Annotated in this window: 16 protein-coding genes and 1 pseudogene; 5 read left to right on the forward strand and 12 right to left on the reverse strand. The window is 57.1% G+C overall.

The window, feature by feature from the left end; genetic code table 11:
* The 3 genes and pseudogenes from GHO03_RS20705 to GHO03_RS20715 all read left to right on the forward strand — a co-directional run.
* Window positions 1-223: pseudogene (locus tag GHO03_RS20705) on the forward strand (hypothetical protein); the annotation flags it as partial.
* A gap of 109 nt (window positions 224-332) precedes the next feature.
* Complete coding sequence (locus GHO03_RS20710) at window positions 333-587, forward strand: DUF2790 domain-containing protein (protein ID WP_153380843.1); 255 nt, start codon at window positions 333-335, stop codon at window positions 585-587.
* 201 nt (window positions 588-788) lie between these two features.
* Complete coding sequence (locus tag GHO03_RS20715) at window positions 789-2,012, forward strand: amidohydrolase family protein (protein ID WP_153400455.1); 1,224 nt, start codon at window positions 789-791, stop codon at window positions 2,010-2,012.
* Between the two features lie 253 nt (window positions 2,013-2,265).
* Here GHO03_RS20715 and GHO03_RS20720 read toward each other — a convergent pair whose 3' ends face one another.
* From GHO03_RS20720 to GHO03_RS20740, 5 genes are all read right to left on the reverse strand, one after another.
* Window positions 2,266-2,619, reverse strand: a complete 354-nt coding sequence (locus tag GHO03_RS20720) for a hypothetical protein (protein WP_095002886.1) — start codon at window positions 2,617-2,619, stop codon at window positions 2,266-2,268.
* Window positions 2,620-2,736: 117 nt separating this feature from the next.
* A complete protein-coding gene (locus GHO03_RS20725) occupies window positions 2,737-3,594 on the reverse strand; it encodes a fumarylacetoacetate hydrolase family protein (RefSeq protein ID WP_153380846.1) in 858 nt (285 codons plus the stop codon).
* A gap of 172 nt (window positions 3,595-3,766) precedes the next feature.
* A complete protein-coding gene (locus tag GHO03_RS20730) occupies window positions 3,767-4,639 on the reverse strand; it encodes an NAD(P)-dependent oxidoreductase (protein WP_153380848.1) in 873 nt (290 codons plus the stop codon).
* Window positions 4,640-4,710: 71 nt separating this feature from the next.
* On the reverse strand, window positions 4,711-5,955 hold the full coding sequence (locus GHO03_RS20735) for an MFS transporter (protein ID WP_095032061.1): 1,245 nt from the start codon (window positions 5,953-5,955) through the stop codon (window positions 4,711-4,713).
* A gap of 119 nt (window positions 5,956-6,074) precedes the next feature.
* Entirely contained in the window at window positions 6,075-6,863 is a 789-nt protein-coding gene (locus GHO03_RS20740; RefSeq protein ID WP_372241773.1) for an SDR family oxidoreductase, read from the reverse strand.
* A 135-nt stretch (window positions 6,864-6,998) separates the two neighbouring features.
* Here GHO03_RS20740 and GHO03_RS20745 point away from each other — a divergent pair, with 135 nt between their 5' ends.
* Complete coding sequence (locus tag GHO03_RS20745) at window positions 6,999-7,907, forward strand: LysR family transcriptional regulator (protein WP_095018615.1); 909 nt, start codon at window positions 6,999-7,001, stop codon at window positions 7,905-7,907.
* A gap of 380 nt (window positions 7,908-8,287) precedes the next feature.
* Here the strand turns inward: GHO03_RS20745 and GHO03_RS20750 are convergent, their stop codons facing one another.
* Window positions 8,288-8,614 carry a hypothetical protein gene (locus GHO03_RS20750; protein ID WP_133145014.1) on the reverse strand — a complete coding sequence of 109 codons (327 nt, stop codon included), beginning with the start codon at window positions 8,612-8,614 and terminating at the stop codon, window positions 8,288-8,290.
* Window positions 8,615-9,077: 463 nt separating this feature from the next.
* Between GHO03_RS20750 and GHO03_RS20755 the strand changes: the two genes are divergently transcribed.
* The gene (locus tag GHO03_RS20755) at window positions 9,078-10,292 is read left to right on the forward strand and encodes an aldose 1-epimerase family protein (RefSeq protein WP_153380854.1); all 1,215 of its coding nucleotides are present in this window, start codon (window positions 9,078-9,080) and stop codon (window positions 10,290-10,292) included.
* Between the two features lie 264 nt (window positions 10,293-10,556).
* Here GHO03_RS20755 and GHO03_RS20760 read toward each other — a convergent pair whose 3' ends face one another.
* The 6 genes from GHO03_RS20760 to GHO03_RS20785 all read right to left on the reverse strand — a co-directional run.
* Window positions 10,557-11,141, reverse strand: a complete 585-nt coding sequence (locus tag GHO03_RS20760) for a hypothetical protein (RefSeq protein WP_095039021.1) — start codon at window positions 11,139-11,141, stop codon at window positions 10,557-10,559.
* 88 nt (window positions 11,142-11,229) lie between these two features.
* Window positions 11,230-11,553 (reverse strand): DUF3325 domain-containing protein, encoded by a 324-nt coding sequence (locus tag GHO03_RS20765; RefSeq protein ID WP_095002877.1) that lies wholly within the window; start codon window positions 11,551-11,553, stop codon window positions 11,230-11,232.
* A gap of 1 nt (window position 11,554) precedes the next feature.
* Window positions 11,555-13,162 carry a PepSY domain-containing protein gene (locus tag GHO03_RS20770; protein WP_153380856.1) on the reverse strand — a complete coding sequence of 536 codons (1,608 nt, stop codon included), beginning with the start codon at window positions 13,160-13,162 and terminating at the stop codon, window positions 11,555-11,557.
* Window positions 13,159-13,446 carry a DUF3649 domain-containing protein gene (locus GHO03_RS20775; protein ID WP_095002875.1) on the reverse strand — a complete coding sequence of 96 codons (288 nt, stop codon included), beginning with the start codon at window positions 13,444-13,446 and terminating at the stop codon, window positions 13,159-13,161. The genes GHO03_RS20770 and GHO03_RS20775 overlap by 4 nt, the downstream gene beginning before the upstream one ends.
* 123 nt (window positions 13,447-13,569) lie before the next feature.
* Entirely contained in the window at window positions 13,570-15,804 is a 2,235-nt protein-coding gene (locus GHO03_RS20780; RefSeq protein WP_153400456.1) for a TonB-dependent siderophore receptor, read from the reverse strand.
* A 130-nt stretch (window positions 15,805-15,934) separates the two neighbouring features.
* Window positions 15,935-16,673 (reverse strand): ATP-binding protein (locus GHO03_RS20785; protein ID WP_256668738.1); only part of this gene is annotated, 739 nt, incomplete at its 5' end.

Genomic DNA, 16,673 nt, shown 5'->3' on the forward strand with positions numbered 1-16,673 from the left:
TTTGAACGGCTGCCGTTTTTTGAAAGCACCTATGGCTCAGCAGTCGAAAAATAGCGGCCTACTTCAGACCATCCTTAAGGCGTTGGTCCATGAGAAGTTCGGTGACGGCATTATCAGTGCTATCAACTTCAAACTGGATATTAAAAAAGTCGAAGATCCAGAGGGTGGGTCGCGCGCAGTCATTACCCTGGATGGTAAATACCTGCCCACCAAGCCTTTCTGACAGTTGAGTGTCTCGGCGTCGTAATACGACGCCGAGTCATGAAGCGCTACATTGACCCTGTAAGTATTGAAGGGTATTTGCGTCACGCGATACCCCCAGGTGTTTGAACATGAAAATTTTATTGTTGGCAGGGTTCAGTAGCTTGTGCACTGTGGCTTTGGCTGGGCAGCCTCTAGCAGATAACGACATTCAGGTAGAGCAGTACAGTTATTCACAAGACCTTGATATCGCAAAAGTCATTTCGATGGGTGAAGTGCCAAATGTTTGTGAAGTGGTGCCTGCGCGTATGATGTATGAAGACTCCAAGGGGCATAGGCATATTCTCGAATACCGCGTAATGGGGAATGGTTGTTCTAACGGTTAGTGTGTGCTTCCCATCCATACCGCAAATATTTAATACGTCTTTTAATTTTTTCCTGCTGATTCTGGACACTGTTGCGTTCCTTTGCAGCTCTGTCGTGCGTGCTCATGGGCAATGTGCTGGCAGTCATGAAGCAGGCGCAGGATGACCTCCAGAGGTCGATGCTCGAGAAACGGAAGTTGTCTGAATTGAGGAGTGAGGTTTATGGATCTGATATTTCGCAATGTACGCATTGCCGATGGAAAGCCTTTAACCGACGTCGCCGTACACAATGGGAAAGTTGCCATTATTTCCCCGGGAATTACAGTGCGGGCACGGCAGGAAGTCCAGGGAAATGGAAATGTATTGATGCCGGCTTTTGTCGAGGGGCATCTGCATCTGGAAAAAGCCAATGTCATGCACCGTAAGGTCAATCGCACCGGAACCCTCAAGGAGGCGATTGCCGTTACAGCTGAGCTTAAACCGATGTTGACCCGGGAGGATATTCTCGAGCGTTCAACGCAGGTATTACGCTCACTTGTGCAGGCCGGTACTACCCATGTACGCGCACATGCCGAATTTGACCCCTCACAAGGTTTCACAGGGTTTGATGTTGTCCTGGAGCTACGCAAGAAGTTTCGCGACATGATCGACATTCAGGTAGTTGCCTTCCCACAGGAAGGCATTTTCAAACTACCGGGAATGAAGCACATGATGGTTGCGGCGATGGAAAAAGGTGCCGATGTCGTCGGCGGTATTCCCTATAACGATCGTTCACCCTTCGAACATATTGATTATGTTTTCAGCCTGGCTAAACAGTTTGGAAAAGATATAGATTTCCATCAGGATTTTGCCGATACGGCAGAGAACATGACCATTGAATACCTCGCGCGCAAGACCATCAAGGAAGAGTATGAAGGCCGCGTCTGCGTAGGTCATCTTACGAGCCTTGGAGCCGTAGCACCGGAACAGCGAGTGGGTATTATCAGCCTGATCCGTGATGCTGGAATCAGCGTAATGTGCCTGCCAGCCACCGACTTGCATCTCGGTGCTCGAGGCGACAGCCATAACGTCCGCCGCTCACTCACGCCCGTTCGTGCGTTGCGAGACGGTGGTGTAAATGTCTGTTTGGCCACGAACAATATACGCAACGCTTTTACCCCGTATGGGACAGGCGATCTGCTGAATATTGCGCAATTGGCAATGCCTGCATGCCACCTGGGTGGGGCCGATGATCAGGCCACAGTATTGGGAATGCTCACAACTAATCCCGCAAAAGCCCTGGGGCTGGATAACTATGGGCTGGAAGCCGGCAAAAATGCAGACCTGGTGCTGGTGGATACCCAGTCGGTCGCCGGGGTTATCCTCGACTTGCCGGCTCGTCTTATGGTGTTGAAGCGCGGGAAAATAGTGGCGACATCAAATTACAACCGTTCGATAGCCTTCTGATCGTCCCCGCCTGCCGGATCAGTAACGGATACCCGTGTGACACTCAGTCAATCTGTCGTCTTTTGATGATCGACGACAATCGCGTGTGGACGGGTGTAACGGCTGCGGATTTATCGCCTAGAGATTCAGGCCTCGTGCCACTATTTCAAGCGGGAAGGTCGGCAATATGTCGTCGCTTGCTCTGTTTCAGCTGGGCGAGAAGTCGTGGATGCATGCATTGCCCGCCAATGGCAAAGGCATGGCTTTTATGCGGTCATGCCTGAATCCCGATCTTGCCTGCTGAAGCTTGCATCGCGCGCTTCTCTGTCAAGGGGGCAAAATAGGGCGGCGTACCGGTTGCCTGGAAATAAAGAAAGTAGTGCCCGGTGTCGGCCAATACAATTCGGTGCAGCTCTGATAGGCGCATGCCGTTTCTAATCCAAATGCTCTCTTTCAGGATTTCGTAAGTCCGGACCCCGTGTTGTTGCATTGTGCTTTCGAAGGTTAGGTAGAGTTCTTCTCTGATACGCCGGTCGTTTTGAACACCCGCTCGCAACATAAAAAAGCTAAGCACACCCACAACTACAACCACAACCAACAAAAAAGTCCAGCTGGCGATTGCTCCCATGCTTTGCGCTCCCTGCGAGCTCACGTGGTATGAGCATCAGTGTAGACAGGGTTTGGCACTTGGCTTAGCTGCGTGTCAGGCTGCGTTATGCAGCCTCAGGTTCGGAGCAGGCAAGATTTACGCCTGCTCTGCCTCGTATCGCATCACAACGTGTCGTTGCACACCAAGGCCGCAGATCGACAGCACCACTTCATCCCCCGGTTCCAGCCATTTCGGATGTGGCTTCATTCCCATCGACACGCCAGGCGGGGTGCCGGTGATGATCACATCCCCAACATCGAGGGTCATGTAGTGACTGCAGTAGGAAATGATCTCTGCAACGCTGAAGATCATGGTCTGGGTGTTTCCTTCCTGTCGCCGTTGGCCGTTGACTTCCAGCCACATTGGCAGGCTCTGCGGATCCGGGACCTCATCACGGGTCACGAGCCAGGGACCCAGCGGCCCAAAGGAGTCGGAGCTCTTGCCTTTGTCCCATTGCGAACTCTGAAACTGGAATCCACGATCGGAAACATCATTGGCCACGCAGTAGCCCGCCACATGTTCAAGTGCCTGGGCAACCGGAACGTAACGGGCGCGCTTTCCGATGACGACCCCCAGCTCAACTTCCCAGTCCAATTGCCTTGAGTGGGGAGGTTGTACGATGGGGTCATCGGCCCCGCTGATGCAACTGACCGGTTTGAAGAACACCAACGGTTCGGACGGGATCGCAAGACCGGCCTCTTCGGCGTGGTCCAGGTAGTTCAAACCAATTGCGATGAACTTGCTGATATCGCTTATCGGTGGCAGGTAGCGAACCGGGGTCGAAATAAGCGGAAGCCGGTGTTCGTCAAGCTCACAAAGCCGGGCAAGTTCCGTATCGGACAAGCACGCGCGCGAGACGTCATCCACATGGGCTGATATGTCCCGCAGCTGTCCCGATGAATCGACCATGCCCGGATACACGCCATCATGCTTAACATAGCGAAAGAGCTTCATTGTTGTCTCCAGTTGCAGTATCAGAATATGCGCAGGAACCGAGCGCGCCAGGCACCAGGCTGGTTGCGGGATACAAACCCGCAGCCACTGTCAGTCATGCTTCATTGCACGCAAAGTGCGGGGGAGGGGCATCTCGGTTTGCATGCCACAAGGACCCAGTCGGTTCGCGGGATCAATCACGCTTTTCGGTGAACAATCGCACTACGCTTGTCATGTTCCGGTCGCCCATTCCGCGCGCTGCTGCGCGCTGGAAAACGTTATGTGCTGCGGCAATTGTGGGGGCGTTCTCTGCTGATCCTGCTTCCTCGAGCGTGTAGCCGATGTCCTTTTCAATCAACGCCACGGGGAACTGCGGGGCGAAGTTCTCCGTCATCATGCTCCCTGAAAGATAGGCCGCAACCGGTGGCCAGACGGAGGTGCCTGCCATGGCTGCCAGCACTCGCGATGCATCGGCTCCGTTTCGCTCCAATAACCCGATGACCTCTGCCAGGCCCGTCACCTGTATTCCCAGCATGGCGTTGGTGGCAAGTTTCGCCAAAGCGCCATGACCCAGGCCGCCGACGTGATGGACTGAAGAGCCCATGACGCGTAGCAGAGGCAGGCAGCGCTCCAGGACTTCTTCCTCTCCGCCTGCCAGATAGGCCAGCTGCCTCGCATCGGCCTGAGCACGGGATCCCGATACCGGCGCTTCCAGCAGCGCCACCCGGGCATGCTGCATGTGGGTGCCGAGCTCCTGGATCCAGCCCGAAGTGAGTGTCGAACTCTCGATGGCGATTGCTCCCGCTGCCATACCAGAGAGGGCGCCGATCTCGCGATCCAGCCAGACATGGCGAGACGCATCATTGTCACGCAACATTGCAATGACGAACTCCGCACCTGCGCTGGCTTCTCTTGGCGTGCGCGCGTGGAAGGCCCCTTGCTTGACAAGCGCTTCTGCTGCATCGGGGGTTCGATTCCAGACAGTGACTGTGTGACCTGCAGCAAGCAATTGTGAGGCCATGCGCGACCCCATGGCGCCGAGGCCCATGACTGTGATTCTGCTCATATGCTTTGTTCCATTTCAACGTGTAAGGGGGAGGGGCTGACAGGACTCGGTGGTTGTCAGAGGTTGCGCGACTATGAAGATTGGCGACTCACCAGGATCACCGCCAAGCCTGCAATGGCGAAGCAGGCGGACAGGTACGCAATGGGTTGCGGTCCGGCAAGATTGATCAGCAGTCCGCCCAGCAGCGAGCCCAGGCCGATGGCTGCATTGAATACAGATACATTGATGGAGGTGGCTGCGTCGGCTCCGCCTGGAATCCTGGAGGCCTCCTTGAACACCAGGGTCTGCAGCAGCACCGGAAGTGCGCCATATGCAGCGCCCCACGCAGCAAGCACAGCGAAAATGGCAGCATGACTGACCGCTGCCGCGTTCATGCATGACAAGCTTGCGGCAAGGAGTGCTGTCACCAGACCCAGGCTGGTTCTTGGTGCCCTGGACGCGAACGGGCCCACGGCGAAGTTGGTAATTACACCTGCCGCGCCATAGACCAACAGAAGCATGCTGACCTGTGCAGGGCTCTGGCCGGCAATCTGCTCAAGGTACGGAGACACGTAGGTGTAAGCCAGAAAGTTGCCGGTGACGACAAGGGCGGTGATCCCGAAAACCACAAGCAAGGGGCCACTTTTGAGCACGGCTGACATCGCCCCTCGCTTGGCAGCCTTCGAGATGCGTACCGCCGGAACTGACCATGCGATCAGCGTGAAGACGACCAGGCTGAGTATCGAGAGCGCAGCAAACACGGAGCGCCATCCATACATTTCACCGAGCATTGTGCCAGCCGGAATCCCCAGCACCGTCGCCAGCGAGACACCGCCAAAGACAATCGATGTAGCTCGTACTGCGTTTCGTGCAGAGACCATGTGCACTGCGGTGACCACCGCTGTCGACCAGAACACGCCGATTGCACCTGCGACCAGAATGCGTCCAAGGAAAACGACGAAGTAGTTTGGCGCCAGGAAGGTGATCAGATTGCCGATACAGCAGACCGCCAGCAGACCGGCCATCAGTGTCTTGCGGTTGAGCGATCCAAGCAGGCCAGTCAGAGGCGCTGCGGTCAGAGCGACCATAAATGCAAAAATTGTAACCAGATAACCTGCGGCGCCGAGCGAGACATTCAGGCCAGCGGCCATCGCTGGCAGCACCCCTACGGGCATGAGCTCGGTGCTGACAAAGGAGAAGCAACCGAGGCTCAGGGCAAGAACAGCCGCTACCGCCTGTGCCCTGGATACAGTTACCCCATGAGGGTGTGGCGTTACGGGCGCGTGGGCACTTGCCGACGTAGTATCGGCCTGATGCCTTATGACTTTCGATTGCATGGGCGTATCTCTGTGAAATTCAAAATAAAGGTCGCAAAGGTAAGGTTTTTCAAGGCCAAGCCGTGCGTGCACCCGGTGTACTGTGGTGACCGGCATGCCGACTGATGGGCCATGCGAACTTATCGTGGGGGAAACTCAATGCCTGAGAGTTGCGCACAAGCGGCCAGGTATCGCTCTTGAAGCGCGGGGTCAAACGCAGCGCTGTGAACCTGTGCCGACCGCTGGTGATAGAAGTAGTCGCCGGTTACGCGCGCTGCAGTGCCTGCAGCGAGCCACGCCTGGGTGCGGGGCGCGAGGTCAAGGTCATCCGTAGCCTCAGGGCCGCCCATCTTCGTGGCAACCCAACCTGGTTCGACGCAGTTGGACAGCACATCTGGCCAGTGACGCGCGGCGGCAAAAGCAAGCAGGACCGCGTGAAGCTTGGAGTCCGAGTAGGCCTGCATCCCGGACCAGCGTCGCGATTCCCAGGTCAGGTCGCTGAGAGAGGGATTACCCTTCAAGTGAAGCCTGGAGCTCATGTAAACCAGGCGCTTGGGTCGCTTGACCATGGCGGTCAGAATGTAGGGCGCCAGAGAGTTCACGGCAAAGACATGGGGCAGGCCATCCACTGTGGCGATGCGCTCGCGCTCCTGGAAGCCGACAGCGGCATTGTGAATGATGGCATCGAAGGGGCCCAGTTCATTGATGCTGGCAGCAAGCGCCTTGGTTTCTGCGATGCTGGAAAGGTCCCCGACGAGTGCCGTCTGCGCGCCGGGAACTTGAGCGATGGCATGGGCCGCCCGGGCGTGATTTGGGCATGCAGCACGACCTGATGACCGTTGGCCACGAGCAGGCGTGCCGCCATTTGACCCAGGCCGTCGGAGGATCCGGTAACGAGGATGCGCGTCATTGTCATTGCTCCGGTGAATGCCACGTCGGGGGTGGCCTCAATGGGGTGTAGGGTCGGCATGGGGTAGCCGACTCAGCGTTGGAGCAATGTTGGGATTTCGGGCCTTAGAATGCGATAGCATGGAACGCATAATATTCATGCGCGGGAGTCATCAATGAGGGCATTAAGTTCCCGGTTGCTGGAAGGCGTCGACGTTATGGCGGCTGTCGTTGATGCGCGCAGCTTTGGCGGGGCTGCTGAGGTACTGGATATGTCTCAATCTGGCGTGAGCAGGGCAATAGCCCGCCTGGAGACAAGATTGGGCATCCGGGTGTTCGAACGCACGACGCGATCAGTGAGGCTGACCGACGAAGGGCGCAGTTTCTACGAAGAGGTGATGCCTCTGATCGATGCGCTTGCCGAGGCGACAGGCAGCGCCGCCAGTGATGCGCAAAAGGTTCGTGGCCGGCTGCGCGTCAACGTGGACCCGCTATTTGCGAGACTGATCCTCGGTCCCCGATTGGGCGCGTTCATGGATAGCCACCCTGAGCTCGAAATGGAGCTGCGCAGCAAGGAAGACCTGGGTGATTTGATCGCGGATGGTTTCGACATTGCGATCCGCTTCGGCCATCCTCAGCCGTCGTCGTTAGTGGCGAGAAAACTCCTCGATACGCGAGTTTTGGCCATGGCATCGCCAGCTTATCTTGAGCGTTTCGGTCATCCCAAGGACCCTATGGAACTCGAGACTTCGGACCATCGCTGCATCCTGTTCAGGGAGCCAGTCACCGGCCGTCCGTTTGCCTGGGAGTTTCATCAGCGCCGCAAGAAGGTCACAGTCAAGCCGCAGGGCATGTTGACCGTCAACGATCCGGGTACGGTCTATAGCACATGCTTGGCCGGGCTCGGTATTGCGCAGTTGTTCGAGTTGGGAATTGAAGAATATACCTCTTCCAGGCAGCTTGTTCAGCTGTTTCCCGATTGGTCGGAGCAGCGTTTTCCGCTCTATGCATACTACCCGTCGCGACATCATGTTCCCGCAAAGACTCGCGCGCTTCTTGATTTCGTCGCAGGCCTGGTTCGCTGATTGAAACGGGTTGGGCCTGCATCAGGAGTAAGCAAGCCGCTGCGTGCTACTTCAGTCTTGCAGACAAAACCCGTTTTTTAAATCACTTACACAAGTAACTACGTCTCCGAAGATCGTATTCAGATGCAAAACTACTGGCTCGATCTTGAGTGAAGAAAGTTGGAGCGATGTTTATTAATTATAGTTTGGATATTTAGGTGTAACTGTCAGGTGGTGTTCAGGTTGTCATGTTTGAGTTACAGTGTTTTCTTCCTTCGAAAAACGTATGTCCCGGTAAGTGCTGGCAATATATATTGAATTCGCCCGACTTGGGTGGGAAGGGGCAGGGGAAGTGCTGCAAGTTACTTTTCAATTGCACCCGGTTGAGGACTGGCGTGTAATTAAATGACGATATCCATGCGCGGGCCGAGGCCGTCGACGAGTAAAGAGATGTCGGCACGTATCTCGCAGCACGCTTTATGAGCGTCGACTACGGCTTTCACTTCACGACAGACAAGGCCTCTTGCTTCCTCTCTTTTTTCACAGACCGTTTCAGCTGTCAGTGTCAGCCGGCCGGAGAACGTGGTTTCAACAGTGGAGAGTTTGTTCCAGTCAGAATTTTCTATATTGGCAATCCCTTTTCTGACTTTGTCAGCTGCTTTGGCTGCAGTGTCAGTATCTCCTGTCGGAGAAATTGAATAAGTGAATAGGAAGTAATATTTTGTCACTTTGCTTGTCCTTGTGAGAAGTTCGATTTACAAGTCGTGCGCCGTGCTCGACTTATAAAGACAGTAGCACTTCAGGTGGGGAGGGGAGTACTGTTCTTTAGCTTGGCTGGGTGGAATAGTGTGTGTGATTGTTTATGCTGTTTTATCGCTAACCATGTTCCGTCAATAGAATCGGTTTCCGAGACCGGTATTGAGCCAGGAACAGCCAGGCTGCGCATCAGGGGCGCTTCCGATCCGCAGTGGGTGAAGTTCATCTTGCAGGAGTTACTGCGATAAGTGCCTCACCTGCGAGCGCTCATATTCGATCTGATTTGGGAGCAAGTGTGCTCGTGATGACATCGAAAAAACATTCGATGTTCCCCCGATTTTTCTGGGTATTTTGCGGCTTTGGGTCGGTTTTAAAGCTTGATGAAACGTTTCATCAAGTCTATAAAAAGGCACAATTCCAAGAAAGGCTGTTGCCATGACCCCGCTCAAACTCTTTGTTGCCCTCACTACACTGACCGCAGCCTCCCACGCCATGGCCTGGGATTACGTTCTGCTCGACACCGACCTTGGCGCCCGGAACTGGCAGATCACCAGCCAGCAACTCGGCGTAAAAACCGATAAACCCTTCAGCATCACCTTGCGCACCTTGCACGGTGGCCGGCAGGAGGGCGTCAGCATTGTGGACATCGATAACGGTACGATGAAACTCTCGGTAGTGCCTACTCGCGGAATGAACGTATTGCAGGCCTCGGTAGGTAATCTGCGCATGGGCTGGGATTCGCCGGTCAAGGAAGTGGTCAACCCGTCCTTTATCGAGCTTAATGGTCGTGGTGGTCTGGGCTGGCTGGAAGGTTTCAATGAGCTGGTCACCCGCTGTGGATACGAATGGGTCGGCCACCCAGGAGTCGACAACGGCGAACTGCTGACCCTGCATGGTCGGGCCGCGAACATTCCTGCAAGTAAAGTCACCCTGCATATCGATGAAAAACCGCCGTATGCCATCACCCTGCGCGGCGAACTGAAAGAGCAGGCGTTCAAAAAGGTCGATTTTTCCGTCGCTACCGAATTGGTCACCGAGCCCGGCAGCGTAGTGTTCTCCCTCAACGACACCCTAACCAACAACGGCGACTATCCAAAGGAATACCAGGCGCTCTATCACAGTAACTTCAGCACCCCGTTCCTGGAGCAGGGCGCTCGTTTCGCCGCACCGGTGAAACAGGTGTCGCCGTTCAACGACAAGGCCAAGGACGATCTGCCCGACTGGCAAACCTACCGTGCACCGACCAAGGACTACGACGAAACGGTTTACAACGTGGTGCCGTATGGCGATGCCAAGGGCGATACGTTGACCGTGTTGCATAACAAGGCCGGCAGCCTGGGCGTTTCAGTCGGCTTCAATACTCAGACACTGCCGGTGTTTTCCCTGTGGAAAAACACCGATACCCAAGGCCAGGGCTATGTTACCGGCTTGGAACCGGGGACAAGTTTTTCCTACAACCGCCGTTATCAGCGGCCACTGAATTTGGTACCAACAATTGGGCCGAAGGAACACAAGCAGTTCCACATTAGCTATAGCTTATTGGCGGATAAGGTGGCTGTTGATAAGGCTTTGAAGCGAGTGAGCGACATTCAGGGTGGGCGGGAAACTGAGGTACGGCAAACGCCATTGGTTGATCTGACCAAGGGATAGCACCGGCTAGAGCACCGTAGGCCGATATGGCGCAGCCTCGACCAAATGTTCGCGCCTTATTCCTCGGTTTGTTCAAGGTTCACCGGTGTGTACGGGATTTACATCTTCCTCGCCGCCGGTTTGCTGCTGTTGGGCGGGGGGCTGATGCTGATGGGGCAACGCGCAGGCAGAGGCCAGCGCGTTGAGGCTGTCCCCTTTTCAGGACGCCAGGCACTCGGCGCAGGTAAGGGGTAGCGAGGCATCAAGCCTGTGGCGTACAGGCATTTACGGGTTCAGGTAAGCACTCAAACGCTCTACCGCAAACCCCTCGAAACCTTTCAGCGCATCGCTGGCCATCAATTGCTCCTTGCCGTTGAACTCAACCACGGGCACGTAAAAGCAGGCATGCTGGCTGATCTGGTCGACAGGGATTTTTTGCTGGCCCACAAAGGGAAAGCCGCAGCCCATGCCCAACAGCTGCAAGCGAACCACCTTGAGTTTCTGGCCTACCACCGAGGCGTCACACATTTCCCAATCAATGTTGCGTTTTTCCAGTACATCGGCCACCGGCTTGTTACCCATTCGGATAAAACTCTCGGCCTCCATCGCGAAGTTGATCGGGTTGTCCGGGTCAGCGCAAACGCTGGTCACACGCGTCACCTCGAACTCGCCGCTACCTTCAAGTTGCGCCGGAAACTTGCTTTTCTGGCCTTCAAACCCGGGGTACGTCGTTGGGAACGGCTTGCTGGGCATGAGCTCTTTGACCGTCATACCCTTGGGCATTTCAGGGGTGGCAGCCATGACCACAGAGGGCAAAACGGCAGAGAGGAGGGCGAGGAGGGCGTTGCGTTTCAGGGCTTTGTTCAACATCTATTCCACCTTGGAAAGTCAGAAGTTACATCCTGTTGCGTAATCTGAGTCGTCCCGGCCTTGAAGGCAACCCCCGCCCAAGCGTCTCTCAGGTTGTTTGCCTGACCTCAGCCCTCTCTGGCTCAGGCACTCTGCGCAGCCGCGACGCGTAAGGCAGCAGGAACGCTACCGTGAGTGCCGCGAGGGAGAGGTTGCCGAGCCAGGCCACGGCACCCATGGGCCCATCCCAGGCTTGAATACAACAGGCCAAGCTGGCCAACAGGGCAATCCAGCCGGTGCAGCGTAATGTTCGCAGGACGACAGGGGCGGGCGTGGGTTGCCTGAGCTGTTTGTAATACCGCTCCAGCCCCAGGCACAAACCCAACATGCCGCCACAGGCCAGCAACATACCCGCGATCAAGGCAAGGTTCATCTCAATGCTGCTCCAGGGTGTTAGAGGATTTACGCGGTACTGCTTGTCTGGCCGGTTGTCCTGCCTGCCAGGCTGCCCAGGCCAGCAATGCGCCTATCACTGCGAGGGTGAGTTCCAGGTAGAGCCCGTCCCCTCGATTGACAACAATCAGATTCAGCAGGGGCAAGTTCAAACACATCAAGGCCGCGAGGCCCAACTGTTCGCGCCAGGCAGCGAGTCTGGGCCTGACGATGGCATGGCCCAGGCTGGCGAGCCACACCAGAAAGAAAACCCGCACTTCCCATTGATCACGCCCGGCCCATTGCAACGGCAGCAACCGGTTGGCCCACAGCAGTGCGATAGATGCCAGCACCAGCCCGGCCACGACCGCTACGTTGATGCGTTCGGCAGCGTGATACAGCATCGCACCGATCACCCCTTCGCTATCGTGACGACGGCGCCGTTTGACGGTAAACAGCACCACACCGGTGGCCAGCATGGCGCAACTGGCCAGGCCGCAGACAAAGTACAACCAGCGCATGGGATAACCGCCGAACTGGGCGAAGTGCAAGCCGGACATAACTTTCTGGGTCAGCAGGCTCGGTCGGCTCTGCTGCGGTTGCCGCAAGACTTTGCCCGTAACGCCGTCGAACACCATGCTGGCGCCCTTGGTCAGCTCGATACGATTACCCAGCAAGGGGCGCGCTTCAATGCGAGTATCACTGCGACCGGGATTTTTAATCGACAGTCCGGAAACCGGCCCCATGCTTCGCTCGGCTTCGGCCAGTAAAGGTCCTATGGCGGTCAGCGGTGCAGGCTGAGAGACGGGGTGAAGAGGCTCGCCACGCCCTGGCCTCTGTCCCTCACGGCGTGCACCCGCAGTGGCGATGTCTTGCTTGCCGGGTGCGTGATTGTGTTCTGCACGCTGTTCAGCAGGCGCCCCGCGTAGCGCTCCACTGGCCGCGACACGATCGCCATCGAACAGTGCGTCCATCGCCGCGGGCATGTAGGTCAGGTAAAAAATCACCAGGCCGGTGTAGGTAATCATCAGATGGAAAGGCAGTACCAGCACACCGGTGGCGTTATGCGCATCCAGCCAGGAACGTTGGCCCTTGGCCGGGCGGAAGGTGAAAAAATCCTTGAAGAATTTTTTGTGAATGACGATGCCGCTGACAAGTGCGACGAGCATGCCCATGGCGGCCAGGCCAACCACCCAGATGCCGATATTGCGCGGCAGGTCGAGGGTGAAATGGAAGCGAAAAAAGAACCCGCCACCCGCTGTCTTGCGGACGTCAAGCGGGGCGCCGCTTTCCGGGTCCAGGTTCACGCCACCGCCACGCCGTTGTTCACCGCTGGAGACGGTCAGCCCTGATGATCGCTCGGTGGGCAGGCCGATGTTCCAGGTGCTGGCGTTCGGTTGTTGCGCGTGCAGATAGTCGAGTGCGCGTTGTGCGGCTTCGCTTGGCGTGAGCGTGTGGGCCGGGATTTCCGGCCGCATCCAGCTATCAATTTCCTTATCAAACACTGCGAGGGTGCCGGTGAGGAAGATTGCAAACAGGATCCAGCCGAAAATCAGCCCGCCCCACGTGTGCAGCCAGGCAAGGGACTGGGTGATGGTTTTGCTTTTCATCCCGGTATCTCCATCCACTGCGGCCAGAAACCGATCGCCGCCAAGGGCACAGCCAGGCTTAGCCCGGCCCATGCGCGGCGGGCACTGCGGCAGGCAAATGCCCAAAGAATCGCCAGGCTGTAGACCGCAAATGACACCAGGCTGGCCGTCACCAGCGCATCGACTTTATTCATCGGCAGCAAGCGCGCAAGTGCCGCAGTGAAGGCGTAAGTGAACAGGTAGCCGCCGCACAGCGCCGCAAGGATACGCGACACTGTCGGGCCGTAATGGGGGGGTGTTTTCATCTGGCATGCTCATCAGTTCCCGGCACGATACCGGAGTATTTTTATCAAGCTGTACGCCAACGCCCAGCCTGGTCAGCGGCTGAGCGTTGGGTGGGTGATCAAGTGCGCCTGTGAGCGCCGGGATCAGAACGAGGTGCTGATCGACGCGTAGAACGCGCGCCCCGGCTCGTTGTAAGTGCTGGCCCCGGCTGTGGTGCCCGAGCCCTCGCGGTACACGCGCTTGTCGAACAGGTTGTTGATGCCGGCACCGAGCGACAGGTTCTTGTTTACCTGGTAGGTCCCGCCAATACCCCAGATATGGTAAGGGTCAAGGGTTTGCAGCTCGTTTGTGGCGATGACGGCAACATCACGTGTCGGGTTGAATACCCGCGGCTCTTGCTTGCCGTAATAGGTCCCGGTCAGGCTCAGGGTAAGTGCCTGCGTAGCCTGCCAGTCGAGCATGGTGTTTACCGTGTACTTGGGCACCACCGACAACGGGTTGCCGTCGCCGTCCTTGTTGGACTGCATATAGGTGAAGTTGGTGTTCCAGCTCAGCGTATTGCCATTCTCACCGAGCAATGGAATGCCGACGTTTCCTTCCCATCCCTTGACCACGGCATCCTTGGCGTTATCCCATTGCAGGATGGCCTCGTTGGCCAGGGTCTTGTCGACCAAATCGTTCGAAGCCACGATTTTGTTGTCGTAATCATTACGGAAGTAGGTGATCCCGGCGGTCCATCCATCCCGGGCAAAGCTGATGCCCAGCTCTTTGTTAATGCTGATCTCGGGCTCGAGGTTTTTATTGCCCAACACATAGCAACCCGTGCTGAGCAGTGTGGGTGCACACCCGTTGCCGTTACTGCGATACAGGTAGTTGGGGTTCAACTGGTACAAATTCGGCGCCTTGAAGGCGCGGGCAATACCGCCCTTCAACGTGATGTCGTCGGTCAACATGTAGGAACTGTTCAGGCTCGGGCTCCAGTTGGCGCCGAATTGATCATGATGGTCCAGGCGCAGCCCGGGCTTCAGGAACCATTTGGGGCTCAACTCGATATTGTCTTCCATGAACAAGGCCATGATCGTCGCGTCCATATAGGACGAGCGTGCACCCAGCGCCGAGTTGGGCAATGTGGTGCCGACGGCCCGGTCGAAGGTGCTCGGGTCGTCCAGTTCCTGGCGATTCCATTCCGCGCCGAGGGTAAAGGTTTGTGGCAGCAGCACTTGCAGGGGAATGTTCAGTTCGCCCTGGAGCAAGTAGCTGTCATAGGTACTGGTACTCTTGTCTGCGTTGGCGCTGATGTCACCATCGACCGCACCGGTCTGGCCTTCTTGCAATCGGTTGTTGCGGGTTTTCTCGTATTGCGCCAACACCCGTGATGTCCCGAACGCCCAGTCACCCCGATGGGTAACGGAAAAATTCTGCCGGTACATGGTGTTGGTTTCACGCCCCAGCCATTGGTTGATCGTGCTGCCGGGCGTCTGCGAGTCTGTTCCCCCGGTGCCGACATCCCCGGTGTAAATATTGCCTTGCCGGCTAAAACCGGTCTCGAAATCGAGGGTCTGCTGATCGTCCAGCGCCCAGCTCAACAACGCGTTGATGTCTTTATTGCGGACCCCTTCGCGGCCGGCAGCCAATGCAGAACCGGAGGCGGTGTCGGTGTGCGCGAGGTTGATATCGGAGTCGTCGGCGTCAGTCTTGTTCAGGTTGCCGTAGACACGAAATGCCAGCGCTTCGGTCAGCGCGCCGGAGAGGCTGAACGTGGTGCGTTTGGTCATGCCTTCGGCATCGTCCTCGGGCAGGTTGGTGTACGCCGAGAGCGAACCGCTGAGTTCCTGTGTCGGGCGCTTGGTGATGATGTTCACCACCCCCCCCATCGAGCCGGAGCCGTAGCGTGCGGCCGCCGGGCCTCGCAGCACCTCGATGCTCTCGACTTCGTCAGCCGGCACCCAGTTGCTGTCGCCACGGGTATCGCGCTCGCCGGAACGGGTGTAACGCACGGCGTTGCGTGAGGTCACGGGCTTGCCGTCGATCAGGATCAGGGTGTTCTCCGGGCCCATGCCGCGCAGGTCGATCTGGCGGTTATTGCCGCGTGTACCGCTGGCGCTGTTGCCGCTCAGGTTGACCCCCGGCATCTTGCGGATGATATCGGACAGGTCATTGACGGGCGGGCGTTTCTTGATGTCTTCGGCCGTGATGATCGATGCCCCGGGGGCTTGCTTGAGCTCTTGCGCGGCAGTGGCCACAACATGGGTATCATCGAGTTGCAAGACATTGTCTGACGCCGGCGCCGCCAGCAGTTCGGTTTCGGCCAGCGCAGCGCCGGGCGAGCAGGCCATCAAGGCGAGGACTAGATGATTGAGCTTGAATCGCGGGTACATCGACAACACTCCTGTTAGTGGATGAGCCCAATGGAGTGTCTGAGCATCCTGTCAGCAGGGGGCTCGGTTAAGCCTGAATCTCCATGGGCGGCGCTAATAGAAGTGATTCGCAAACGCGAGTAAATCTTATTTACATTTTATACATTTGCAATTTCAGATTTATGCGCAATCCACTGTCAGTGTTTTCTGCCCAGATTTCGCCGCCCTGCAATTGCACGACGCTGCGGGCAATCGACAAACCGAGGCCGAAGCCACTGCCGCCGGGGCGTGCGGCGTTGAGTCGGGTGAAGGGCTGAAAAATCTGTTCGAGTTTGTCGGGGGCGACGCCTGGTCCCTGGTCTTCGATCCACACGTACCAATAGGCGCCCTTGCTGACACCGGTGAATGTGACTGCCCCGTGTTGCGGTGAATGGCGGATGGCGTTGCGCAAGATGTTTTCCAGCGCCTGCGCCAGGCTGTTCAGGTTACCCATGACGCGACAGTCAGGGGGCAAATCACAGCGCAGACGCTCGATCGGCCAACCGCTCTCGAAGCTGGCGTCGCCACTTAACACCTCCCATAGCTGGTCCAGCTCCACCGGCTCCAGCGCCAGGGCGGGGCGCTCGGTATCCAGCCACACCAGCTCCAGCGTATCGCCGATCAATCGGTCCATGCTCTGTACCTCACGTTCGAGGCGCTGGCGCATGGCATCCATGTCCGGTTCACGTTCACCGGTCACGCGCAGTCGGCTCAACGGCGTACGCAACTCATGGGACAAGTCACGCATCAGCCGACGCTGCAGCGCCAGGGTGTTTTCCAGGCGCTCGGCCATGTGATCGAAGGTTCGCCCCAGGTCGCCCAGCTCGTCGCGCCGCCGAGCCACCTGCGGC

The sequence above is a fragment of the Pseudomonas sp. FSL R10-1339 genome (genome assembly GCF_009600545.1).
GTDB lineage: Bacteria > Pseudomonadota > Gammaproteobacteria > Pseudomonadales > Pseudomonadaceae > Aquipseudomonas > Aquipseudomonas bubulae.